Origin of the sequence: Pseudomonas sp. 37 R 15 (assembly GCF_900004865.1) — a bacterium.
Lineage (GTDB): Bacteria > Pseudomonadota > Gammaproteobacteria > Pseudomonadales > Pseudomonadaceae > Aquipseudomonas > Aquipseudomonas fluorescens_AM.
Genome location: NZ_CVTV01000049.1, coordinates 386337 through 408411, shown reverse-complemented (window position 1 = coordinate 408411; position 22075 = coordinate 386337). Strand labels below are relative to the sequence as shown.

General features: G+C 57.8%; 21 protein-coding genes. 15 read left to right on the top strand and 6 right to left on the bottom strand.

The features are described 5' to 3' along the window. Positions 1 to 5: 5 nt before the first annotated feature. From BFQ04_RS17135 to fdxA, 7 genes are all read left to right on the top strand, one after another. Positions 6 to 1385, top strand: a complete 1380-nt coding sequence (locus BFQ04_RS17135) for a diaminobutyrate--2-oxoglutarate transaminase family protein (protein WP_065951828.1) — start codon at positions 6 to 8, stop codon at positions 1383 to 1385. Continuing rightward, on the top strand, positions 1382 to 2683 hold the full coding sequence (locus BFQ04_RS17130) for a SidA/IucD/PvdA family monooxygenase (RefSeq protein ID WP_065951827.1): 1302 nt from the start codon (positions 1382 to 1384) through the stop codon (positions 2681 to 2683). The genes BFQ04_RS17135 and BFQ04_RS17130 overlap by 4 nt, the downstream gene beginning before the upstream one ends. Then, a complete protein-coding gene (locus BFQ04_RS17125; RefSeq protein ID WP_065951826.1) occupies positions 2676 to 3932 on the top strand; it encodes an NAD(P)/FAD-dependent oxidoreductase in 1257 nt (418 codons plus the stop codon). Before BFQ04_RS17130 ends, BFQ04_RS17125 begins: the two co-directional genes overlap by 8 nt. A 29-nt stretch (positions 3933 to 3961) precedes the next feature. Beyond that, complete coding sequence (locus tag BFQ04_RS17120) at positions 3962 to 4588, top strand: FMN-binding negative transcriptional regulator (RefSeq protein ID WP_083217998.1); 627 nt, start codon at positions 3962 to 3964, stop codon at positions 4586 to 4588. Positions 4589 to 4595: 7 nt separating this feature from the next. Further along, entirely contained in the window at positions 4596 to 4985 is a 390-nt protein-coding gene (locus tag BFQ04_RS17115; RefSeq protein WP_065951824.1) for a tautomerase family protein, read from the top strand. Between the two features lie 216 nt (positions 4986 to 5201). Then, positions 5202 to 7793 carry a DNA mismatch repair protein MutS gene (gene mutS / locus BFQ04_RS17110; protein ID WP_065951823.1) on the top strand — a complete coding sequence of 864 codons (2592 nt, stop codon included), beginning with the start codon at positions 5202 to 5204 and terminating at the stop codon, positions 7791 to 7793. Positions 7794 to 7935: 142 nt separating this feature from the next. Then, positions 7936 to 8259, top strand: coding sequence for a ferredoxin FdxA (gene fdxA, locus BFQ04_RS17105; RefSeq protein ID WP_065951822.1), 324 nt, complete (start codon positions 7936 to 7938; stop codon positions 8257 to 8259). A gap of 461 nt (positions 8260 to 8720) precedes the next feature. On the opposite strand, the gene apbC is transcribed toward fdxA, so the two are convergent. Next, positions 8721 to 9815, bottom strand: a complete 1095-nt coding sequence (gene apbC / locus BFQ04_RS17100) for an iron-sulfur cluster carrier protein ApbC (protein WP_065951821.1) — start codon at positions 9813 to 9815, stop codon at positions 8721 to 8723. 170 nt (positions 9816 to 9985) lie between these two features. Here apbC and metG point away from each other — a divergent pair, with 170 nt between their 5' ends. The 4 genes from metG (at position 9986) to BFQ04_RS17080 (ending at position 14097) form a co-directional block, all read left to right on the top strand. Continuing rightward, a complete protein-coding gene (gene metG, locus BFQ04_RS17095) occupies positions 9986 to 12037 on the top strand; it encodes a methionine--tRNA ligase (RefSeq protein ID WP_065951820.1) in 2052 nt (683 codons plus the stop codon). A gap of 87 nt (positions 12038 to 12124) precedes the next feature. Further along, complete coding sequence (gene rsxB, locus BFQ04_RS17090; protein ID WP_065951819.1) at positions 12125 to 13099, top strand: electron transport complex subunit RsxB; 975 nt, start codon at positions 12125 to 12127, stop codon at positions 13097 to 13099. A gap of 69 nt (positions 13100 to 13168) precedes the next feature. After that, positions 13169 to 13807 carry an endonuclease III gene (gene nth / locus BFQ04_RS17085; RefSeq protein WP_065951818.1) on the top strand — a complete coding sequence of 213 codons (639 nt, stop codon included), beginning with the start codon at positions 13169 to 13171 and terminating at the stop codon, positions 13805 to 13807. A 107-nt stretch (positions 13808 to 13914) separates the two neighbouring features. Beyond that, positions 13915 to 14097 (top strand): PA3496 family putative envelope integrity protein, encoded by a 183-nt coding sequence (locus BFQ04_RS17080; RefSeq protein WP_065951817.1) that lies wholly within the window; start codon positions 13915 to 13917, stop codon positions 14095 to 14097. Between the two features lie 88 nt (positions 14098 to 14185). Here the strand turns inward: BFQ04_RS17080 and BFQ04_RS17075 are convergent, their stop codons facing one another. The 3 genes from BFQ04_RS17075 to BFQ04_RS17065 all read right to left on the bottom strand — a co-directional run bounded on the left by BFQ04_RS17075 (position 14186) and on the right by BFQ04_RS17065 (position 17891). After that, positions 14186 to 14818, bottom strand: coding sequence for a response regulator transcription factor (locus BFQ04_RS17075; RefSeq protein WP_003188986.1), 633 nt, complete (start codon positions 14816 to 14818; stop codon positions 14186 to 14188). Between the two features lie 817 nt (positions 14819 to 15635). Continuing rightward, positions 15636 to 16853 carry an argininosuccinate synthase gene (locus BFQ04_RS17070; protein WP_065886002.1) on the bottom strand — a complete coding sequence of 406 codons (1218 nt, stop codon included), beginning with the start codon at positions 16851 to 16853 and terminating at the stop codon, positions 15636 to 15638. Positions 16854 to 16982: 129 nt separating this feature from the next. Beyond that, complete coding sequence (locus BFQ04_RS17065; protein WP_065951816.1) at positions 16983 to 17891, bottom strand: flagellar protein MotY; 909 nt, start codon at positions 17889 to 17891, stop codon at positions 16983 to 16985. Positions 17892 to 18047: 156 nt separating this feature from the next. Here BFQ04_RS17065 and pyrC point away from each other — a divergent pair, with 156 nt between their 5' ends. Together pyrC and rnt are read left to right on the top strand one after the other, a co-directional pair. Continuing rightward, entirely contained in the window at positions 18048 to 19094 is a 1047-nt protein-coding gene (gene pyrC, locus BFQ04_RS17060) for a dihydroorotase (RefSeq protein ID WP_065951815.1), read from the top strand. Next, positions 19091 to 19765, top strand: a complete 675-nt coding sequence (rnt, locus tag BFQ04_RS17055; RefSeq protein ID WP_065951814.1) for a ribonuclease T — start codon at positions 19091 to 19093, stop codon at positions 19763 to 19765. The genes pyrC and rnt overlap by 4 nt, the downstream gene beginning before the upstream one ends. Positions 19766 to 19827: 62 nt before the next feature. Here the strand turns inward: rnt and BFQ04_RS17050 are convergent, their stop codons facing one another. Beyond that, positions 19828 to 20430, bottom strand: coding sequence for a peroxiredoxin (locus BFQ04_RS17050; protein WP_057724790.1), 603 nt, complete (start codon positions 20428 to 20430; stop codon positions 19828 to 19830). Positions 20431 to 20673: 243 nt separating this feature from the next. On the opposite strand from BFQ04_RS17050, the gene BFQ04_RS28680 reads away from it, so the two are divergent. Together BFQ04_RS28680 and bfr are read left to right on the top strand one after the other, a co-directional pair. Beyond that, positions 20674 to 20892, top strand: a complete 219-nt coding sequence (locus tag BFQ04_RS28680; RefSeq protein WP_083216687.1) for a bacterioferritin-associated ferredoxin — start codon at positions 20674 to 20676, stop codon at positions 20890 to 20892. 200 nt (positions 20893 to 21092) lie between these two features. Further along, positions 21093 to 21563: a bacterioferritin gene (gene bfr / locus BFQ04_RS17045; RefSeq protein ID WP_065951813.1), complete on the top strand. Its 471-nt coding sequence runs from the start codon at positions 21093 to 21095 to the stop codon at positions 21561 to 21563. 81 nt (positions 21564 to 21644) lie between these two features. Here bfr and grxD read toward each other — a convergent pair whose 3' ends face one another. Continuing rightward, the gene (gene grxD, locus BFQ04_RS17040; RefSeq protein ID WP_065951812.1) at positions 21645 to 21983 is read right to left on the bottom strand and encodes a Grx4 family monothiol glutaredoxin; all 339 of its coding nucleotides are present in this window, start codon (positions 21981 to 21983) and stop codon (positions 21645 to 21647) included. Positions 21984 to 22075: the final 92 nt, after the last annotated feature.

Here is a 22075-nt window from a genome sequence, read left to right as displayed (position 1 = left end):
CAACCATGACTGAATCCTCCATCGACTTTCTTACACGTCGGGAATCCAATGCCCGGACGTATGCCAGAAACATCCCAAAAGTGCTGAGCCAAGGTTCAGGCACTGAAGTTGTCGACAGTGAAGGGCGCCGTTACCTGGATTGCCTTGCATGCGCGGGGGCTCTTCCCCTTGGACACAATCATCCATTTGTACAACAACGCGTCATCGATTTTTTGCAATCCGGCCAGTTGCAACAGGCACTCGATATAGCGACCCCGGCAAAGCTGCATTTCGTCCAGGAGCTCTACGAGATGCTCCCCCCGGAGTTTGCCAAACGAGCGAAGATTCAGTTCTGTGGGCCTACGGGAGCCGACGCCGCCGAAGCCGCCCTGAAACTGTTCAAAATCGCGACAAAACGCCGACCGATCATCGTCTTCCAGGGTGCTTATCACGGGATGACTCACGGCACGCTGGGCATGATGGGCAATCTGGCACCTAAACAGGAGATTAGTGGTCTGCCTGGGGAAGTGCATTTTCTGCCCTATCCCTACGTATATCGCAGTCCATTTGGCGCGGGCACCCCTGCGCAGGAGACAGAACGACTCAGTCTGATTTGCCTGGAAAACGCTCTCAGCGATCCGGAAAGCGGCATTGGAAAACCGGCAATGGTTTTGCTTGAGGCGATACAGGGTGAAGGAGGCTGCATTCCAGCAAGCGCGCACTGGCTGCGCCAGGTGAGGCAAATCACCCAACGTTACGATGTGCCACTGGTTATTGACGAAATCCAAGCCGGTATTGGTCGCAGTGGAGACCTGTTTGCGTTCCAGCAGGCGGATATCGTGCCTGACGCCATTCTGCTTTCAAAGGCCATCGGTGGTGGCTATCCGCTGTCAGTGTTGCTGTATTTGGATCAGTACGATCAATGGAAGCCCGGCGCACATACCGGTACGTTCCGGGGCAATCAGATCGCGTTGGTCAGCGGAGCCGCGACCCTGGAGTTCATCAGAAGAGAAGGACTGCTGGAACATGTCAACGTCGTCGGTGAACAGCTACGTCAAGGCTTGTTGCAGCTTCAGAAACGCTATCCCTGCATCGGTGACGTTCGGGGCCGGGGTTTGATGCTCGGCATGGAGATGATTGAACCCGATGGCAGCGTCGATGCACTCGGTCACCCGCAGGCTGCTGGAGCCATCGCTGCACAGGTGAAGCGTGCCTGCCTTGACGAGGGCTTGATTATTGAAACGGGAGGGCGCCATGGCGCAGTGCTGCGCTTCCTCCCGCCGCTGGTCATCACCCGCTCTGAAGTCGGCCAGGTATTAGAGCGGCTTGACCGTGCTCTGGCCTCGCAAAGGGTCAGCTCAACTCGGGCCATTGAACGTGCTCTTCATGGGGAGATGCAGGCATGAGCACTCCTGAAAAGATCTTTGATGTACTGGGTATCGGGTTCGGTCCGGCAAACATCGCATTGGCAATCGCCCTGGAAGAATTGTCTTCGGGCATGAGCGTACAATTTCTCGAGAAGCGTCCAGGCCCTGCGTGGCAGCCAAACATGCTGCTGCCGGGATCGGATATCCAGAATCACCCCTTGCGAGATCTGGTAACCCCGCGCAATCCGCGTAGCCGTTACACCTTCACGAATTTCTTGTTTGAACAAGGCCGCCTGTATGAGCACTTGAACCTTCCGTTGCATCATCCCTTGCGTGCGGAATATGCCCAATATATTTCCTGGACTGCCGATTTCTTTGAACACATCGTCGCCTACGGTTGCGAAGCTGTCTCGGTAGAAGCAGTCACCCCATCCAATGGCGAAAGTGCCCACTACACAGTGTGCTGCACCGATGGCCGAGTATTTCTTGCACGTTCTCTGGTGCTCGCCCCTGGCCGCACGCCCCACATTCCTGCACCTTTCGCGGACGTCAAAGATCGACGCGTACGCCATTTGAACGACTATATGCCTGCCCTGGCCGAAGCGGTCGCAGCCACCGGCGGACAGTGCCGCATAGCCGTAATCGGCGGCAGTCAGAGTGCCGTAGAGATTCTGCTTCACGCCAGTTGCCACAGCGGCGTTCGAGAGGTCGTGGGGTTTACGCGTAATTTCGGTTATCGCCAGAAGGATACAAGCCCGTTTTCCGATGAGGTCTACTTCCCCTCATTTGTCGACACGTTCCACAACGCCAGCGCAGAACATAAGGCGCGGTTACGTCAGGAACTGGTGCATACCAATTACTCGTCGTCAGACATTGATGTCCTGAACCAGCTCTATGTACGTAAGTATGAGCAAATGCTGCAAGGTGAAGGTCTGTTGCAGCTACGAACGTGTGAGGACATGGTTGGCTGTACACCCGCCTCTGATGGGGTGCAAATCGATAGTCGCCAGTATCTTCAAGGGATTATTCATAGCCAATCATTCGACCTGGTTATTCTGGCCACCGGCTTCCTTGACCTGGGCGCCGGAGATCGTCAAGAACCGTTTCCGAAATTACTGGCTTCAATCGCCCGCGAAAATGAAATCGACACCTTGATCATTGCCAGGGATTATCGCGTTGATTTGGGCAACGGGTTACCCACTTACCTCAACGGGCTGTGTGAGTCTTCGCATGGCATGGGGGATGCAGGCTCCTTCAGTTTGCTGGCGTTACGCTCGCAAAACATTGTGCAATCGCTGATCAGCAACCTGGCAGTCAGGGAACAATCCCATGCATAACCAGGCCCTGAGCGAAATGCTGATGGCGCCTTCTTGCTGGCAAACCCAATTGTCCTGCCGCACCGCCCACGCCGGTCACCTGCCGTTTGAAAGTGATGTCGTGATAGTGGGGGCGGGAATTGGCGGTTTAGCGGCGGCGTTACGGGCACTTGAGTCGGGTTATTCGGTCACGGTGCTTGAAGCCGGAGAAGTGGGCTGCGGGGCAAGCGGTCGCAACTCGGGTTTCGTAGTGCCCATACCGTCAAGGCACTCGCCCGCTTCACTCCAACATTTGCTGGGCGAGAATACAGCGCCCTTCTTGGCCGCTCTCAGCGATACAGCGCAGACGGTTATTGAATACGCCCCATCGGATTTGACAGTCAAAGGCTGGGTACAACCCATGGCTGGGGCTGCAAGGGGTGCGGCGGACGAACTGGCGAAGAACTGGGTACGCCTGGGGGCCAAGGTAGAGCCCATGGAGCCGCAAGCGCTGGAGAATGCTTTAGGCACAACCGAGTATGCCGAGGGCCTCCTTTTCAGCGACGCGGGTGCCATTAATCCCCTCGCATTCGTGTATCGACTGGCGGACACGGTCAACCGCAAAGGTGGCCATATCATCGAACGTTGCAGCGCAGTCGATGTTCGACCGCAGGCACGCTGGGTCGCCGTGCAAACTCAGCGGGGTGAGATCAGGGCCGGACGCGTATTTATCGCCGGCAATGCCTATGGTTCTGCCGCCAGCCGTAAGACTCGGCGAGCAATCAGCCCGCTGGCCCTGACGCTTGCGACGTTCGCCATACCGCAGGTGTGCCATGTCGAACAGCTGCTGCCATTTTCCGATAACCGCAAGGACATGTGGTTTGCACGCCGCTTGGGGCCCGTAAAGCTGCTGACGGGGTGCCTCGCGTTACCGCTTCAGCGCTCTGCCAAGTGCAGTGCATTGCTTCAGGATCGCATCAAGCGCCTCTACGGCATTGTGGCGCAAGCACCAGAGCAACAGTGGGCCGGTTGGGTAGGCCTTACTCCAGACGGTATGCCGAAGATTCACCATGACGAACGAATCATAGGATGGAGTGGCTGTAACGGTCGAGGCATCGCGCTTTCAATGCTGATGGGGCAAACGTTGATGGATCGGCTGTGTGGGATCAACGGCCTACGTCTACCGCTTTCATCAGGTACTTTCAGGACAGGTAACGCCCTGACCTGGCTGGCGCAAATGGTCATCGCACTTGATCGCCGAAAGCAACGTCGCACCGTGCTCGCGTCCTGATCTTATCTACTCCAATTCGAGTACATACTATGTCCGTATGCCCCTTTCATTACCCTCAGTACCGTTCTACAGACCCGGAAATGATCAATCGTTTCATTGATGTTTTTCCGCTGGCAATGATGACCTCGCACAAGCACGGACACTTTCTTTGCAGCCACATTCCGCTATGGCGCCAGCCGGATGGGTCGTTGTTCGGACATGTCGATGGTAATAACCCACAGTTCAAAGGCGAACAGCATCTGAGTGCTCAAATCGTCTTCATGGGCCCATCGGCTTATATCCCTCCACACGCTTACGTCTCGCGCCAACTTCCCACGTGGAACTATCTCGCCGTTCACATGCAGGCGAACATTACGGTGGTGGACGCTCCAGACCAAACACTGGAGATCCTCGAGCAAACCGCGAAACGGTTATCGAAGCAGGCCTCTGACTATCAAGTCGACAAGCGTGATCCGAGGGTGATATCCAGTCTTCCACATATCCTGGGGTTGGTCATACGGCCGGAAACGATCGAAGGGCGCTTTAAACTCTCCCAAGACAAATCCTCACCGGATACGTCAGCCGCTCTGCAGTGGTTACTCGACAACCAAACGCAAGATCATGCCGAGTTCCTGAAGGAACTCCTGCACGCCGCTACCCAGCAACATTCAAACTGAGGTCAGTATGCCCATCGTTAGAGTAGAAGACCCTGTACACCGGGACGCCGATAACCAGCACGCCATAATCGAGACGATCTACAACTGCTTGAAATCGGTATTCAAGGTCAGTGACGAAGAGCTCCAGTCACGTTATGTGTGCTACGACAGGAACGCCTTTCGTTCTCCAGGAGATCGCCACGAGTTCATCCACATTGAAATCACGCTGTTCAAAGGACGCAAACTCGAAACCAAGCGCCAGCTCTATCAATTAATCAGTAACCGGATCGCTGCGCAGCTAGACATTTCGACACAGGCAGTGTTGATACTGCTGATCGAGCAAGAGCCCGAGAACTGGGGTATGCGAGGCGGAGTACCGGCGAGCGAGATCGACTTTGGCTATGCAATTTCCATTTGATATCGCTGCGTTTCTTCGTCGATAGCCTATGGCGAATTCAGGCCAGTTCAGCTTTGCGCAATCTGCCGCTTGCCCTGACCTGACATTTGTTTTTACCAAGCCGTTTGCAACCTGCGAACCCCCGACCTCGCGTGTTAACCTTGAGCCCATCGCAAAAAATGCTGGGCCAAGCGCCCCCTTTGCCCCATCACTTTCAACGAACTTGCCTACTACCCAATGAGTAAAAACACCTCCGATCTGTCCTCCCACACGCCAATGATGCAGCAGTACTGGCGCCTGAAAAACCAGCACCCTGATCAGTTGATGTTCTATCGCATGGGCGACTTCTACGAGATCTTCTATGAAGACGCGAAGAAGGCCGCCAAGCTGCTGGACATCACCCTGACCGCGCGCGGGCAGTCGGCGGGGCAGTCGATTCCGATGTGTGGGATCCCTTACCATTCATTGGAAGGTTATCTGGTCAAGTTGGTGAAGCTGGGCGAGTCGGTGGTGATCTGTGAGCAGATCGGCGACCCGGCCACCAGTAAGGGGCCGGTGGAGCGGCAGGTAGTGCGCATTATTACGCCGGGCACAGTGAGTGATGAGGCGCTGCTGGATGAGCGGCGCGATAACCTGATCGCTGCAGTGTTGGGCGATGAGCGTCTGTTCGGCTTGTCGGTACTGGATATCACCAGCGGCAATTTCAGCGTGCTGGAGATCAAGGGCTGGGAGAACCTGCTGGCGGAACTGGAGCGTATCAATCCGGTGGAGTTGTTGATTCCGGATGATTGGCCCAAGGACTTGCCGGCAGAGAAGCGCCGTGGGACCAAACGTCGTGCGCCGTGGGATTTTGAGCGTGATTCGGCGCTGAAAAGTCTGTGCCAGCAGTTCTCGGTGCAGGACCTTAAAGGCTTCGGTTGCGAAACCCTGACCCTGGCCATCGGCGCTGCCGGCTGCCTGCTCAGCTACGCCAAGGAAACCCAGCGCACGGCCCTGCCGCACTTGCGCAGCCTGCGGCATGAGCGGCTGGACGATACCGTGGTACTGGATGGCGCCAGCCGTCGCAACCTGGAGCTGGATACCAACCTGGCGGGCGGGCGTGATAACACGCTGCAATCGGTGGTCGACCGTTGCCAGACTGCGATGGGCAGCCGCTTGCTGACCCGTTGGCTGAACCGTCCGCTGCGGGATTTGACCGTCCTCCAAGCACGTCAGACCTCTATTACTTGCCTGCTTGACGGCTATCGCTTTGAAAAGCTGCAGCCGCAACTCAAGGAAATCGGCGATATCGAGCGCATCCTCGCGCGGATCGGCCTGCGTAACGCGCGGCCCCGTGACCTGGCGCGCCTGCGTGATGCCTTGAGTGCCCTCCCCCAGTTGCAAGTCGCGATGACCGAACTGGACACGCCGCACCTGCAACAACTGGCTGTCACCGCCGGCACCTATCCGGATCTCGCGGCGCTGCTGGAAAAAGCCATCATCGACAACCCACCAGCGATCATCCGAGATGGCGGTGTGCTGAAAACCGGCTATGACAGCGAGCTGGACGAGCTGCAATCGCTGAGCGAAAACGCCGGACAGTTCCTGATTGACCTGGAGGCCCGCGAAAAAGCCCGCACGGGACTGGCTAACCTGAAGGTCGGCTACAACCGCGTGCATGGCTACTTTATTGAGCTGCCGAGCAAGCAGGCCGAGTCGGCGCCTATCGACTATCAACGTCGCCAGACCCTCAAAGGCGCCGAGCGTTTTATCACCCCGGAGCTCAAAGCGTTCGAAGACAAGGCGCTGTCGGCCAAGAGTCGCGCCCTGGCTCGAGAAAAAATGCTCTATGAAGCCTTACTCGAAGACCTGATCAGCCGCCTGGCGCCGTTGCAGGACACCGCCGCCGCCCTGGCGGAACTGGATGTGCTGAGTAACCTCGCCGAGCGTGCACTGAACCTGGACCTCAACTGCCCGCGGTTTGTCAGCGAGCCGTGCATGCGCATCGTGCAAGGACGTCACCCGGTGGTGGAGCAGGTGTTGACCACGCCATTCGTTGCCAACGACCTGTCGCTGGACGACGACACCCGCATGCTGGTGATTACCGGCCCGAACATGGGTGGTAAATCCACCTATATGCGTCAGACCGCGCTGATCGTGCTGCTGGCACACATCGGCAGCTTCGTGCCGGCGGCCAGCTGCGAGCTGTCCCTGGTGGACCGGATTTTTACCCGGATCGGTTCCAGTGACGACCTGGCCGGTGGCCGCTCGACGTTTATGGTGGAAATGAGCGAAACCGCGAACATCCTGCATAACGCCACCGACCGCAGCCTGGTGTTGATGGACGAAGTAGGCCGCGGCACCAGCACGTTCGACGGCCTTTCGCTGGCATGGGCGGCGGCCGAGCGTCTGGCGCATTTGCGCGCCTATACGTTGTTTGCCACTCACTACTTCGAACTGACCGTGTTACCGGAAAGCGAGCCGCTGGTAGCCAACGTGCACCTCAATGCCACCGAGCACAACGAGCGCATCGTGTTCCTGCACCACGTGCTGCCGGGCCCGGCCAGCCAGAGCTATGGCTTGGCGGTCGCGCAGTTGGCCGGCGTACCCAATGATGTCATCACCCGCGCCCGCGAACACCTGAGCCGCCTGGAAACCACGGCCCTGCCCCATGAAACCGTGGTCGCCAGCCCTGCCAAGGCCAGCAGGAAAACCGCCGCGCCGCATCAGAGCGACCTGTTCGCCAGCCTGCCCCATCCGGTGCTGGATGAGCTGGCCAAGCTTGACCTGGATGACGTGACGCCGCGTAAAGCACTCGAAATGTTATATGCACTGAAGACTCGGATATAACGCACACGCGTGCAAGCTGGTAGACTCTCGCGCGGTTTGGGATGCTGCGGGCTTTTAGCCTGGCCTGCAGACTATCGCTCCCGAACCTCGCGAGCCCTGCCACACAGGGTTTCGCTGCCGCCGCCTGAGGAGAAAATTAGAAATGACCTTCGTCGTCACCGACAACTGCATCAAGTGCAAGTACACCGACTGCGTAGAAGTGTGTCCGGTGGACTGCTTCTACGAAGGCCCGAACTTCCTGGTCATCCACCCGGACGAGTGCATTGACTGCGCCCTGTGTGAACCAGAATGCCCGGCTAACGCCATTTTCTCTGAAGATGAAGTACCTGCGGGTATGGAAAACTTCATTGAGTTGAATGCCGAGCTGGCGGACATCTGGCCGAATATAACGGAAAGAAAAGACGCCCTGCCCGATGCGCAAGAGTGGGATGGCAAACCCGGCAAGATTGCAGATCTCGAACGCTGATAGCAGCGTCGTTGCCAAAAAAAAGGCCCTTTGCGGGCCTTTTTTGCGTTTTCATGTAGCCGCTTTCACTTTTCTACAGGCGAAAAAAGGGGCGGTATGACCCGCCCACATTTTTTCCCTAGTCCCTTTAATCCTTTTCATCGTCCTGATGAATCGCATCCTGCGACATTCCTTCAAACCACCGTTCCTTGATGGCTGTGCCAATCCGTGGACACAGGGCTGATGTTAGAGCCTCCCAAGATAAGTTCAACGGGATCCAAACGGATGGCGGCCAATTGGCGGGGCTCAAGTGACATTAAATAATTGTTTTATTTCAAACAGTTAGAAATATCGTTCGAAGATTCGAGACGCTCATTCCCGGTAAAAAAACCGAATACCTACATGACGGTAAGCGAATGCTTACACGACTGATTGGGAAAAGAGCGTCACAAGCCTATGCGGTACTGTTCCTACAGCGCGATTCAGTCGTCGCTGACGGTGATCGTCGGCATCGCGGGACTGCTTGCCTCCTGCAGCACTATCCGCGCGCCCACGTGGCGGGCCAGTTCCTGATACACCATGGCAATCTGACCATCGGGCTCGGCAGCCACGGAGGGCTTGCCGCCATCGGCCTGTTCACGGATCGACATCGACAGCGGCAACGAGGCCAGCAGTTCGACGCCGTATTGAGTCGCCAGCTTCTCGCCGCCGCCCTCGCCGAAGAGGTGTTCGGCATGGCCACAGTTGGAACAGATGTGCACCGCCATGTTTTCCACCACGCCCAGCACAGGAATGTTGACCTTGCGGAACATCTCCACGCCTTTCTTCGCGTCCAGCAATGCCAGGTCCTGCGGCGTGGTAACGATCACCGAGCCGGCCACCGGGACTTTCTGCGCCAGGGTCAACTGGATATCGCCGGTACCGGGTGGCATGTCGATCACCAGGTAGTCCAGGTCGCCCCAGGCAGTCTGGGTGACCAATTGCAGCAGCGCGCCGGAAACCATCGGCCCGCGCCAGACCATGGGCGTGTTGTCATCGGTCAGGAACGCCATGGACATCACTTCCACGCCCAGGGACTCGATCGGCACAAACCACTTCTGGTCCTTGACCTTGGGCCGTGTGCCCTCGGCAACGCCGAACATCACACCCTGGCTCGGGCCATAGATATCGGCGTCGAGGATGCCCACGCGGGCACCTTCACGGGCCAGGGCCAGGGCCAGGTTGGCGGCGGTGGTGGATTTACCCACCCCGCCCTTGCCCGACGCCACGGCGATCACGTTCTTGACGTTGGCCAGGCCAGGGATCTGTGCCTGGGCCTTGTGCGACGCGATTACACAGCGGATGTCGACCTTGGCCGAGCGCACGCCGTCGAGGCCTTCGATGGCCATTTGCAGCATCTGCGCCCAGCCGTTTTTGAACAGGCCGGCGGCGTAGCCCAGCTCCAACTGGACCGATACCTGGTCACCCTGTACCTCGATGGCCCGCACACAGCCGGCACTGACCGGGTCCTGGTTCAAATAGGGGTCGGTGTACTGGCGAAGCACGGCTTCCACCGCTGCGCGATTGACGGCGCTCATGGGCTACTCCCGAAAAGACTGACTGAAACAGGCGGCTATCCTAACCGTTCCAGGCCGCCAGCGGCATGCTTTCGCAGGATGGGAAGATTCTGAAACAGCACCACGGGGTGAAATAAATTTCCCGGCGCTTTATAGTGGCCGACCTCCGTTTCATCAAGTAGCCGAGCCCCATGTCCGAGCCACGCAAGATCCTCGTCACCAGCGCCCTGCCCTATGCCAATGGTTCCATCCATCTTGGCCATATGCTTGAGTACATCCAGACCGATATGTGGGTGCGCTTCCAGAAGCATCGCGGCAATCAATGCATTTATGTCTGCGCGGACGACGCCCACGGTTCGGCCATCATGTTGCGCGCCGAAAAGGAAGGCATCACCCCGGAACAACTGATCGCCAATGTGCAGGCTGAACACAGCGCCGACTTTGCCGAGTTCCTGGTGGAGTTCGACAACTTCCATTCGACCCACTCCGACGAAAATCGTGAGCTTTCGAGCCAGATCTACCTGCGGTTGAAAGACGCCGGGCACATTGCCACGCGTTCGATCACCCAGTATTTCGACCCGGAAAAGAAAATGTTCCTGGCCGATCGCTTCATCAAGGGCACCTGCCCGAAATGCGGCACCGATGACCAGTACGGCGACAACTGTGAGAAATGCGGTGCCACCTATGCCCCCACCGACCTGAAGAACCCCAAGTCGGCCATCTCCGGCGCTACCCCGGTACTCAAGGATTCCCAGCACTTCTTCTTCAAGCTCCCGGATTTCCAGCAGATGCTGCAAACCTGGACCCGCAGCGGCACCTTGCAGGATGCCGTGGCCAACAAGATCGCCGAATGGCTGGATGCCGGCCTGCAACAGTGGGACATTTCCCGCGATGCGCCGTACTTCGGCTTTGAAATTCCAGGCGAACCGGGCAAGTACTTCTATGTCTGGCTGGACGCGCCGATCGGCTACATGGCCAGCTTCAAGAACCTCTGCGACCGCACGCCGGAGCTGGACTTCGATGCGTTCTGGGGCAAGGATTCCACTGCCGAGCTGTACCACTTCATCGGCAAGGACATCGTCAACTTCCACGCGCTGTTCTGGCCGGCGATGCTCGAAGGTTCGGGCTACCGCAAGCCGACCGGCATTGCCGTGCACGGCTACCTGACGGTGAACGGGCAGAAGATGTCCAAGTCCCGCGGCACCTTCATCAAGGCGCGCACCTACCTGGACCACCTGTCGCCGGAATATTTGCGTTACTACTATGCGTCCAAGCTGGGCCGTGGCGTCGACGACCTCGACCTGAACCTGGAAGACTTCATTCAGAAGGTCAACTCGGACCTGGTCGGCAAGGTCGTCAATATCGCCAGCCGTTGTGCCGGGTTTATCCACAAGGGCAATGCGGGTGTGCTGGTCGCTGAAAACGCCGCGCCGGAATTGACCGATGCCTTCCTGGCCGCCGCGCCAAGCATCGCCGATGCCTATGAAGCTCGTGACTTTGCCCGCGCCATGCGCGAAATCATGGGCCTGGCCGACCGCGCCAACGCCTGGATTGCCGACAAGGCGCCATGGTCGCTGAACAAGCAGGAAGGCAAGGAAGCTGAGGTCCAGGCGATCTGCGCCACCGGCGTCAATCTGTTCCGTCAGTTGGTGATCTTCCTCAAGCCGGTGCTGCCGCTGCTGGCCGCCGATGCCGAGGCGTTCCTCAACGTCGCGCCGCTGACCTGGAACGACCACGCCACGCTGCTCGGCAACCATCAGTTGAACGCGTTCAAGCCGTTGATGACCCGCATCGACCCGGTGAAAGTCCAGGCCATGACCGACGCATCGAAAGAAGACCTGGTCGCCAGCCAGACCGATACCGGCTCGACTGCGCCAGCCGATGACAGCGAGTTGGCCAAAGACCCTATTTCCGGGGAAATCGAGTTCGACGCTTTCGCCGCCGTGGACCTGCGGGTTGCACTGATCGTCAAGGCCGAAGCCGTGGAAGGCGCCGACAAGCTGTTGCGCCTGACCCTGGATCTGGGCGGCGAGCAACGCAATGTGTTCTCCGGCATCAAGAGCGCTTACCCGGACCCGTCCAAGCTCGATGGTCGCCTGACCATGATGATCGCCAACCTCAAGCCACGAAAAATGAAATTCGGTATCTCTGAAGGCATGGTGATGGCGGCCGGTCCTGGCGGCGCAGAAATCTATCTGCTCAGCCCGGACAGCGGCGCCAAGCCGGGACAACGCATCAAGTAACCCCTGCAGGATGCCCCGGCGTATCGACGCTGGGGCTTTTCAGCCCGCCCACATCGGCGGGCCGGGCGTCAACGCAATGATCAAAGCATGAACCTGATTCAACGTATCGACGCGCTGCTCCCGCAGACTCAATGCGGCAAGTGCGGGCACCCGGGCTGCAAGCCTTACGCCGAAGGCATCGCTGACGGCGAGGCGATCAACAAGTGCCCGCCCGGAGGCCAGGAAACCATCGCCGGGCTTGCGCAATTGCTGCGTGTGCCGGTACTGGCCCTGGATACCAGCCGCGGCGACGCGCCACCTCAGATCGCCTACATCCGTGAGGCTGAATGCATCGGTTGCACCAAATGCATCCAGGCTTGCCCGGTCGACGCCATCATTGGTGCCGCCAAGTTGATGCACACGGTCATAATCGACGAGTGCACCGGTTGCGACCTGTGTGTCACGCCCTGCCCTGTCGACTGCATCGAGATGCGCCCACTCGCTGAAGTCCTGCCTGTTGTGGGTGGCCTGGCGCATAGCGATGACGAGCGGCGCGAACGCGGCCTCAAACGCGACCGGGCACGTCGGCGTTTCGAACAGCGCAACGCACGCCTGCAACGTGAGCAAGCCTGCAAACTCGCCGAACGCCTGGCGCGGGCCAAGCGCATTGCGCCCGTGGCAACGGCACAAGTCGATAGCCATCAGGCCGCTCAGGATGCAGCGATCAAGCACGCCAAAATCAGTGTCGCCATGAGCCGTGCTCAACTGCACAAATCCCTGAAGGCGTTTGGGCACCCCCCGACCTTTGAGCAACAGTCGCAATTGATTGTCCTGCAAAGGCAGTTCGAAGCTTCGGAGCAGGCGCTTGCCGCGCTGGAAGTCAACCGCCCGCCACCGCTGCCGACCACCAAAAGCGCTGAAGTCAAGCGCGCGAAGATCCAGCTGGCAATGCGCCGGGCAGCATTGAAAAAGGCCCAGGATCAACAGGCTGACGAACAGCAACTGGCAAGCTTGAGTGCCGCGCTGGACGCCGCCGAGCAGACGCTGCATGACGCCGAAGCCACTTGCAACGCCAACGCCTGAACCACAACCGACGCTGCGCTGTGTATTGCTACAATTACGTCGATCGCCTGCAAGGAAACGTCCGTCCCTATGAACGCTGCAAAACGCCTGGAAATTTTCCGCAGGTTTCACGAAGACAATCCGCAACCCAAGACCGAACTGGCCTACTCCTCGCCGTTCGAGTTGTTGATCGCAGTGATCCTGTCGGCCCAATCCACAGACGTCGGCGTCAATAAGGCCACGGCCAAGCTGTTTCCCGTGGCCAATACTCCAGAGGCGATCTATGCCTTGGGTGTGGAGGGGCTATCGGAGTACATCAAGACCATCGGCTTGTACAACAGCAAGGCCAAGAACGTGATCGAGACGTGCCGCCTGCTGATGGAGTTGCACGCCAGCGAAGTACCGCAAACCCGCGAAGCCCTCGAAGCATTACCCGGCGTGGGGCGCAAGACCGCCAACGTTGTACTCAATACGGCGTTCCGGCAACTGACCATGGCGGTGGATACGCACATTTTTCGCGTCAGCAACCGAACCGGCATCGCTCGCGGAAAGAATGTGGTGGAGGTTGAGAAACAGCTGATGAAATTCGTGCCCAAGCCCTATCTGCTCGATTCCCATCACTGGCTGATTCTTCACGGGCGCTATGTTTGCCAGGCGCGCAAGCCTCGATGCGGCAGCTGTCGGATCGAAGATCTTTGCGAATACAAGGACAAGACATCCGACGATTGAGGGTTGCCGGGTTTTCCCTATGGGTCGATTGAAAAAATCTTTTTTACGCGTTCGCGGATTATCGCTATAAGGAGCGCCAATGGCAGTCTTAGCCTGGAGTGAACCTTATGAGCACTGGGAAAGAACAACTGGTAGTAGATGACGAACCGGTGGAGCTGGAAGACGATGATGCGCCGGCGCCCGTCCCGGAGGTGGCCAAGACCAATTTGAGCAAACGCCTGATTATCGACAATCTTCTGGAAGAGCGACGCCTGCAAAAACAATTGGCCGATTACGACTTCGACCTCTGACCCGCCGGCAGCCAGCCGGAAGCCTCCCTGACGGAGGCTTTTTTGTGCCGAATTTTACAACGGGGTCAGAATGGTGGAGCGCCCCTCCTCACACCAGACCATTACGCTGGGCCAGCTCTATCAGGTCGACGAGTGACCGGGCATTGAGCTTCAATAGCAGGCGCGTCTTATAGGTGCTGACGGTCTTGTTGCTGAGGAACATACCGTCGGCAATCTCCTTGTTGGTTTTGCCACGGGCCAGCTGTTGCAGCACCATCATTTCCCGTCCCGATAGACGTTCGACCATGTCTGCCTCACTGGCGTTGCCCATGGTGGACCGTACCGAGTTGAGCGCCTGGTTCGGGAAGTAGCTGTAGCCGGAAAGTACCGCCTTGATGGCGCTCAACAACTCGGTCAGGTCCTGCTGCTTGCACACGTAGCCGGCGGCACCGGCTTGCATGCAACGCATGGAGAAATGACCAGGCGCCTGGGACGTCAGCACCAGCACCTTGAACGATACGGCTTGCTTGGTCGAGGCCAGCCGGCAAATAACTTCAAGGCCATCGAGTTTGGGGATTCCAATATCCAATATGACAATGTCCGGCATATGTTCCCGCGCAAGTTGCAGCGCATCGACACCGTTATCAGTCTCGGCAACAACCTCATAACCATGACGCTCCATTAGCATGCGCACAGCAAGCCGAATGACGGGATGATCATCCACGATCAGCACTTTATTCATGAGAAAGTCCAATTTCGCTGTTCGAATTATTTAGAGAAAGCACAATAGCCTAGTCGCCTGCTAGTTGGCATAGCATGCCCCCCCGAGCAACAGCAGGCAGAGACCCACCCCACAACAAGAAAGGAATTGACCTACAAAAATTCGCAAGCTTTAGTGTATTGGGCTTTATGGAGCCCTTCAGACCTTTCCCTGCTCGTACATATTTTGCGTGAAATATCCCCATCCCCAGGCCTACGCAGTAAACGTGGCGCACAGGGCTCTCAGGAAATACTCCTTGTTTACCATTGCGGCTTATACAAAGGGCTGAAAAAAGCCGATCAACTTCAGTTCCATTTAACATATTTATATACACCCAATTTTCCTACAGAAAATTCCACAAATTACACATCCTTTGCGCCTACATGAGTGAAATTTCTGTAAGACATGGTTCCTGCTTAGATGTAAAAAACCTTTCCTCAGCAAAATAGATGTCTGAAATCGAAAACACTCAAAAAGACCTTAAGGAAAATACTTAAACACACAGCCGACATTTTTAAACGTCGCCCCTCCCGCTGATTAATGCTTGTATTGGAATATTCAATGCCTAGTCCTGAAATAGGTTTACACCCTGTTTACATGATCGTTTCCACGCTCTGCGTGGGAATGACACCCGGGACGCTCCGCGTCCTGCTTTCAGCGAAAGATCCGGCGCTTGCGCAAGGGCGACGCGAAACGTCTCGGGATGCGTTCCCACGAGGAGCGAGGGAGCGATCAATGGGTAAATTCAGGGCAAAAAAAAGCCCCTTGTAAAAGGGGCTTTCTCACAACAGCAAACCACTCAGAACAATTTGCGTCCCTTGTTGGCCGCGATGCGCATGCGCAAGGCGTTCAACTTGATGAAGCCCGCTGCATCCGCCTGATTGTAGGCACCGCCATCTTCCTCGAAGGTCGCGATGTTGGCGTCAAACAGTGACTCATCGGACTTGCGACCGGTCACGATCACATTGCCCTTGTACAGCTTCAGGCGCACCACACCGTTCACGTGGGCCTGGGAGGCGTCGATCATCTGTTGCAGCATCAGCCGCTCAGGGCTCCACCAGTAACCGGTATAGATCAGGCTGGCATACTTGGGCATCAGCTCATCTTTAAGGTGAGCCACTTCACGGTCCAGGGTAATGGACTCGATGGCGCGGTGAGCACGCAACATGATGGTGCCGCCTGGTGTTTCATAGCAGCCGCGGGACTTCATGCCCACGTAGCGGTTCTCGACGATGTCGAGACGACCGATGCCGTGTTCGCCGCCGATACGGTTCAGGGTCGCCAGCACGGTGGCGGGTGTCATCTCGACACCATCCAGCGCGACGATGTCACCGTTGCGGTAGGTCAGTTCCAGATACTGCGGCTTGTCTGGAGCATTCTCCGGGGAGACGGTCCATTTCCACATGTCTTCTTCGTGTTCGGTCCAGGTGTCTTCCAGCACGCCGCCTTCATAGGAGATGTGCAGCAAGTTGGCATCCATCGAATACGGGGATTTCTTCTTGCCGTGACGCTCGATCGGGATCGCATGCTTTTCAGCGTAATCCATCAGCTTTTCACGGGACAGCAGGTCCCATTCACGCCAAGGCGCAATCACTTTCACGCCGGGCTTGAGGGCGTAGGCGCCCAGTTCGAAACGCACCTGGTCGTTGCCCTTGCCGGTGGCGCCATGGGAAATGGCGTCAGCGCCGGTTTCGTTGGCGATTTCGATCAGGCGCTTGGCGATCAGCGGACGTGCAATGGAGGTACCGAGCAGGTACTCGCCTTCATAGACGGTATTGGCGCGAAACATCGGATAAACGAAATCTCGGACGAACTCTTCGCGCAGGTCGTCAATGTAGATCTCTTTCACGCCCATGGCTTGCGCCTTGGCACGTGCAGGTTCGACCTCTTCGCCCTGACCCAGGTCAGCGGTGAATGTCACCACTTCACAGTTATAAGTATCCTGCAGCCACTTGAGGATCACCGAAGTGTCCAGGCCGCCGGAATACGCGAGAACGACCTTGTTTACGTCGGCCATGCCATCACTCCACGGGGTTGTACGGAAAGGCAACGATTCTACCGATCAAAACCGCGAATTTACAGGGGCGCGACAGCAAATGAAGATAAAGCGACAGATTATGTCGAACGGGCGACCGATAATCGCACCTTACGAGGTCGCTGCAGGGTTGCTCGGCGCTACGGCCTGGGGTGCCGGTTTCTCTGGCGCCGCCACGCGCTCGAGTTGCACGTTGACCCGACGGTTGCGCGCTCGGTTGGCGGCATTGGTGTTGGGCGCCAAGGGGTAGCTTTCACCGTGGAAACGCAGAGTGATCTGGGATTCCGGGATGCCGTTGGCCTTGAAGTAGTCCATTACCGCCAAGGCACGGCGTCGTGACACATCACGGTTGGTCAGGCGGTTGCCGCTGTTATCCGAATGGCCGTTCAACTCGATATGGTTGACGGTGGGGTCGGCTTTCATGAACGCGACAATCACTGACAGTTTCTTCCTGGCCGCTGCATCCAATTCGATGCCGCCACCGGGGAAACCGACTTCCGTCTGTTTGACCTGGTCGTAGTTCATCGGCAGCAGCTTGGTTGTACACAGCTGATAGTCGTTGTAGGCCTTGGCGAATTTCACCGGCAGCAGGCGAATTTCCGAGTAACCGCCTTCGCGTCCGTAATGCCGCACGGTCGGGCTGCGGCCTTCGAGCAAACCGCTGAAAAGACGCCCGGCCTGGGCCTGGGAACTGTTAAACAGCACATCACCGCTGCCGACGCGTACCGCGCCGAGGTTGATGTCGCCGCGGCCCGGTTGCCAGGGCGCGGCGGCGGCCAGCAACGTGGCGGAGCCGGCACCGAGCGATCCGCTATAGGCTTTCAGGCGAAAGGTCGCCTGCTCGCCCGCCCGGCGCACGAACTCGCCCGAGCCGAAATCGGTGATCGGCTGGGTCAGGCGGCACTCGAACTGATCGCCCTCCACTTTCCACTCAATATTCTCCAGACGTGTCTGGAACGTGAGAGCCATCGCGGGCAGGCTGGCGAACACACTGAGCAGGGCTAGATAATGCTGGCGCACGGGAGGCTCCACTGGTTTCTACAACACTTCAAAGCGTCATACATCGTTAAGGCATACCCAGTGCTATCGGTTGCATCCTGCAAAACTTGATAGCGAGTGCCTGCACGAGTCTTTTCCGGTAGCATTCCCACCAGATTGACCCGCCTGGAATCCCCAATGTCCGACCGCCTGACCCTGCTGCGTCCCGACGACTGGCATATACATCTTCGCGATGGTGCTGCGTTACCCCACACCGTGGCCGATGTCGCGCGCACCTTTGGCCGCGCCATCATCATGCCTAACCTGGTACCTCCGGTGCGTAACGCCGAGCAAGCCGATGCCTATCGCCAGCGGATCCTCGCTGCACGACCGGCCGGCAGCCGCTTCGAACCGCTGATGGTGCTCTACCTCACCGACCGCACCCAGCCTTCGGAAATTCGCGAGGCCAAGGCCAGCGGCTTCGTGCACGCCGCCAAGCTGTACCCGGCCGGCGCGACCACCAACTCCGACTCCGGCGTGACCAGCATCGACAAGATCCTGCCGGCCATCGAAGCCATGGCCGACGTGGGCATGCCGCTGTTGATCCACGGTGAGGTCACCCGTGGCGATGTCGACGTATTCGATCGCGAAAAGATCTTCATCGACGAACATATGCGCCGCGTGGTCGAGCTGTTCCCGACCCTCAAGGTGGTGTTTGAACACATCACCACCGCCGACGCCGTGCAGTTCGTCACCGAGGCTTCGGCCAACGTCGGCGCGACCATCACGGCACACCACCTGTTGTACAACCGCAACCACATGTTGGTGGGCGGGATTCGGCCGCACTTCTATTGCCTGCCGATCCTCAAGCGCAACACCCACCAGGTGGCCTTGCTGGACGCCGCGACCAGCGGCAGCCCGAAGTTCTTCCTCGGCACCGATTCCGCGCCCCACGCCCAGCACGCCAAGGAAGCCGCCTGCGGTTGCGCGGGTTGCTACACCGCGTTTGCCGCCATCGAGCTGTACGCTGAAGCGTTCGAACAACGCAATGCCCTGGACAAGCTTGAGGGTTTCGCCAGTCTCAACGGCCCGCGTTTCTATGGCCTGCCGGCCAATACCGACCGCATCACCCTGGTTCGTGAAGACTGGACCGCCCCCGCCAGCCTGCCCTTTGGCGAGTTGACCGTTATCCCGCTGCGCGCCGGTGAAACACTGCGCTGGCGCCTGCTGGAGGAAAGCAAGTGAGTGAAGACCATTACGATGATGAACAGGAACACAGCGGTGGCGGCGGTTCGCGTCACCCGATGGCCGAGCGTTTCCGCGGCTACCTGCCTGTCGTTATCGACGTAGAAACCGGCGGTTTCAATTGCGCCACCGACGCGTTGCTGGAAATTGCCGCGACAACCATCGGCATGGACGAGCAGGGGTTCGTGTACCCGGACCACACCCACTTCTTTCGCGTCGAGCCGTTTGAAGGTGCCAACATCGAAGCGGCGGCCCTGGAGTTCACCGGCATCAAGCTCGATCACCCGCTGCGCATGGCGGTGAGTGAAGAAGCCGCGCTGACCGACATCTTCCGTGGCGTGCGCAAGGCGCTGAAGGCCAATGGCTGCAAGCGTGCGATCCTGGTGGGGCACAACAGCAGTTTCGACCTGGGCTTCCTCAACGCCGCCGTGGCGCGGCTGGACATGAAACGCAACCCGTTTCATCCGTTCTCCAGTTTCGACACCGCCACGCTCGCCGGCCTGGCCTATGGTCAGACCGTGCTGGCGAAAGCCTGCCAGGCAGCCGGTATCGACTTCGACGGCCGCGAAGCTCATTCGGCCCGCTACGACACCGAGAAGACCGCCGAGCTGTTCTGCGGCATCGTCAATCGATGGAAACAGATGGGCGGCTGGGAAGACTTCGGCGACTGAGACTCCCCGCCCATAAAAAAACCGGCCTTCTCAGGCCGGTTTTTTTCTACCTTGAATCCGGCTTACAGCTTGCCGGCGTTCTCGGTCAGGTAAGCCGCCACACCTTCGGTGGAAGCGGTCATGCCTTTGTCGCCTTTCTTCCAGTTGGCAGGGCAGACTTCGCCGTGCTCTTCGTGGAATTGCAGCGCGTCGACCAGGCGAATCAGCTCTTCCATGTTACGGCCCAGCGGCAGGTCGTTGATGATCTGCGAGCGCACAACGCCCTTGTCGTCGATCAGGAACGCGCCACGGAAAGCCACACCGCCTTCGGATTCGACGTCGTACGCCTTGGCGATATCGTGCTTCATATCGGCAGCCATGGTGTATTTGACTTTACCGATGCCGCCATCGTTGATGGCCGTGTTGCGCCAGGCATTGTGGGTGAAGTGGGAGTCGATGGAAACGGCGACCACTTCAACGTTGCGTGCCTTGAAATCGTCCATGCGGTGATCCAGAGCGATCAGCTCGGATGGGCAGACGAAGGTGAAGTCCAGCGGGTAGAAGAACACCAGGCCGTATTTGCCTTTGATGGCTTCAGACAGTTTGAAGCTGTCTACGATTTCGCCATTGCCGAGGACGGCAGGTACGTCGAAATCCGGGGCTTGTTTGCCGACGAGTACGCTCATTGGATATCTCCTGATGAAGGGGTGACGATTGAAGTAACAGGACCAGCGTCGAGTCTGCCATGCATTGGCGACAGACCTGTGACGCGGTCACGCTTCGTAAAGACCGACCATCATACACCGAAAAAACCGTTCGTCAGCGCGCAGGCAATACCCAAGGGACAGTTGACGAAACCACTTTGACAATCATTCTCGTTAACATTAAGATCCATCCCACTTAAGCCCTAACCCGCGACGGTTCTCCTTATGTATGTGTGCCTCTGTACTGGCGTCACCGACGGACAAATCCGCGAAGCAATCTATGAAGGTTGCTGCAGCTACAAGGAAGTGCGTGAAACCACCGGTGTTGCCAGCCAGTGCGGTAAATGCGCATGCCTCGCCAAGCAAGTGGTACGGGAAACCCTCACGCAGTTGCAGACAGCCCAGGCTGCGGCGCCGTATTCAGCAGAATTTACACACGCTTAAATAGGCGTGTTTTAGAGAGCCGGACCCTGTGTCCGGTTTTTTTATGTCTGCAATTCAATTAGTTAGCGCCAAGACGCGGAACACAAACATTCTTATTCCGATTAATTTTCATTTATTATTCAATAACTTAGGTTTGACACCAGGATTGTCGCCGCTCAAACTCTGCCCATACACAGCGATTACAGGGCAGGACCCCAGTCATGAAAGGCGACATCTCAGTCATCCAGCAACTCAATAAAATCCTTGCCAATGAACTGGTCGCGATCAATCAGTACTTTCTGCATGCACGCATGTACGACGATTGGGGCCTGGAAAAGCTGGGCAAGCGCGAATACAAAGAATCGATCAAGGCCATGAAGGACGCCGATGCGCTGATCAAGCGCATCCTGTTCCTGGAAGGCCTGCCGAATGTGCAGGACCTGGGCAAGCTGAATATCGGCGAACACACCCGGGAAATGATCAGCAGCGACCTGGGCTTTGAACGCAAAAGCCACAGCGACCTCAAGGCCGCCATCGCGCACTGCGAAGCCACTGGCGACTATGGCAGCCGCGAATTGCTGGAAGATATCCTGGAAGACCAGGAAGAGCACATCGACTGGCTCGAAACCCAACTGGGCCTGATCGACAAAGTCAGCCTGGAAAACTACCTGCAGTCGCAGATGGGCGAATAACCCCAAGCGTTCGGGTACAAAAAAGCCCCGCTCTCCAGTGAGAAGCGGGGCTTTTTATTGCGTGGCTTTTTTACAAGGGCATCACGCTTCAGTCTTGGCTGCCGCTTTTTGCGCCGCGTCTTTGATCAGCGCTTGCAACGAGCCATCAGCTGCCATTTCAGTGATGATATCGCTACCGCCGACCAGTTCACCGGCTACCCACAGCTGCGGGAACGTCGGCCAGTTGGCGTACTTGGGCAGGTTCGCGCGGATTTCAGGGTTTTGCAGGATATCCACGTAGGCAAACTTCTCGCCACACTGCATCACAGCCTGGGAAGCCTTCGCGGAGAAACCGCACTGGGGAGCGTTTGGCGCGCCTTTCATGTAAAGCAGAATGGTGTTGTTGGCAATCTGCTCTTTGATCGTTTCGATGATATCCATGGAACACCTCTGCAGGAACTTTGCGACTCACGGGTCGGCACGGTGGCGCATTGTAACGCAAAAAACCTGCAGGATGCTCGGGCGCGCCGACA

What these genes read in the sequence shown, in the direction of transcription:
- BFQ04_RS17080 (WP_065951817.1), top strand. Translation starts at nt 13,915, where the DNA reads ATGAGCACTGGGAAAGAACAACTGGTAGTAGATGACGAACCGGTGGAG.
- nth (WP_065951818.1), top strand. Translation starts at nt 13,169, where the DNA reads ATGAACGCTGCAAAACGCCTGGAAATTTTCCGCAGGTTTCACGAAGAC.
- BFQ04_RS17070 (WP_065886002.1), bottom strand. Translation starts at nt 16,853, where the DNA reads ATGGCCGACGTAAACAAGGTCGTTCTCGCGTATTCCGGCGGCCTGGAC.
- fdxA (WP_065951822.1), top strand. Translation starts at nt 7,936, where the DNA reads ATGACCTTCGTCGTCACCGACAACTGCATCAAGTGCAAGTACACCGAC.
- BFQ04_RS17125 (WP_065951826.1), top strand. Translation starts at nt 2,676, where the DNA reads ATGCATAACCAGGCCCTGAGCGAAATGCTGATGGCGCCTTCTTGCTGG.
- BFQ04_RS17135 (WP_065951828.1), top strand. Translation starts at nt 6, where the DNA reads ATGACTGAATCCTCCATCGACTTTCTTACACGTCGGGAATCCAATGCC.
- BFQ04_RS17115 (WP_065951824.1), top strand. Translation starts at nt 4,596, where the DNA reads ATGCCCATCGTTAGAGTAGAAGACCCTGTACACCGGGACGCCGATAAC.
- pyrC (WP_065951815.1), top strand. Translation starts at nt 18,048, where the DNA reads ATGTCCGACCGCCTGACCCTGCTGCGTCCCGACGACTGGCATATACAT.
- BFQ04_RS17050 (WP_057724790.1), bottom strand. Translation starts at nt 20,430, where the DNA reads ATGAGCGTACTCGTCGGCAAACAAGCCCCGGATTTCGACGTACCTGCC.
- BFQ04_RS17130 (WP_065951827.1), top strand. Translation starts at nt 1,382, where the DNA reads ATGAGCACTCCTGAAAAGATCTTTGATGTACTGGGTATCGGGTTCGGT.
- metG (WP_065951820.1), top strand. Translation starts at nt 9,986, where the DNA reads ATGTCCGAGCCACGCAAGATCCTCGTCACCAGCGCCCTGCCCTATGCC.
- BFQ04_RS17120 (WP_083217998.1), top strand. Translation starts at nt 3,962, where the DNA reads ATGTCCGTATGCCCCTTTCATTACCCTCAGTACCGTTCTACAGACCCG.
- rsxB (WP_065951819.1), top strand. Translation starts at nt 12,125, where the DNA reads ATGAACCTGATTCAACGTATCGACGCGCTGCTCCCGCAGACTCAATGC.
- grxD (WP_065951812.1), bottom strand. Translation starts at nt 21,983, where the DNA reads ATGGATATCATCGAAACGATCAAAGAGCAGATTGCCAACAACACCATT.
- apbC (WP_065951821.1), bottom strand. Translation starts at nt 9,815, where the DNA reads ATGAGCGCCGTCAATCGCGCAGCGGTGGAAGCCGTGCTTCGCCAGTAC.
- bfr (WP_065951813.1), top strand. Translation starts at nt 21,093, where the DNA reads ATGAAAGGCGACATCTCAGTCATCCAGCAACTCAATAAAATCCTTGCC.
- BFQ04_RS28680 (WP_083216687.1), top strand. Translation starts at nt 20,674, where the DNA reads ATGTATGTGTGCCTCTGTACTGGCGTCACCGACGGACAAATCCGCGAA.
- mutS (WP_065951823.1), top strand. Translation starts at nt 5,202, where the DNA reads ATGAGTAAAAACACCTCCGATCTGTCCTCCCACACGCCAATGATGCAG.
- BFQ04_RS17075 (WP_003188986.1), bottom strand. Translation starts at nt 14,818, where the DNA reads ATGAATAAAGTGCTGATCGTGGATGATCATCCCGTCATTCGGCTTGCT.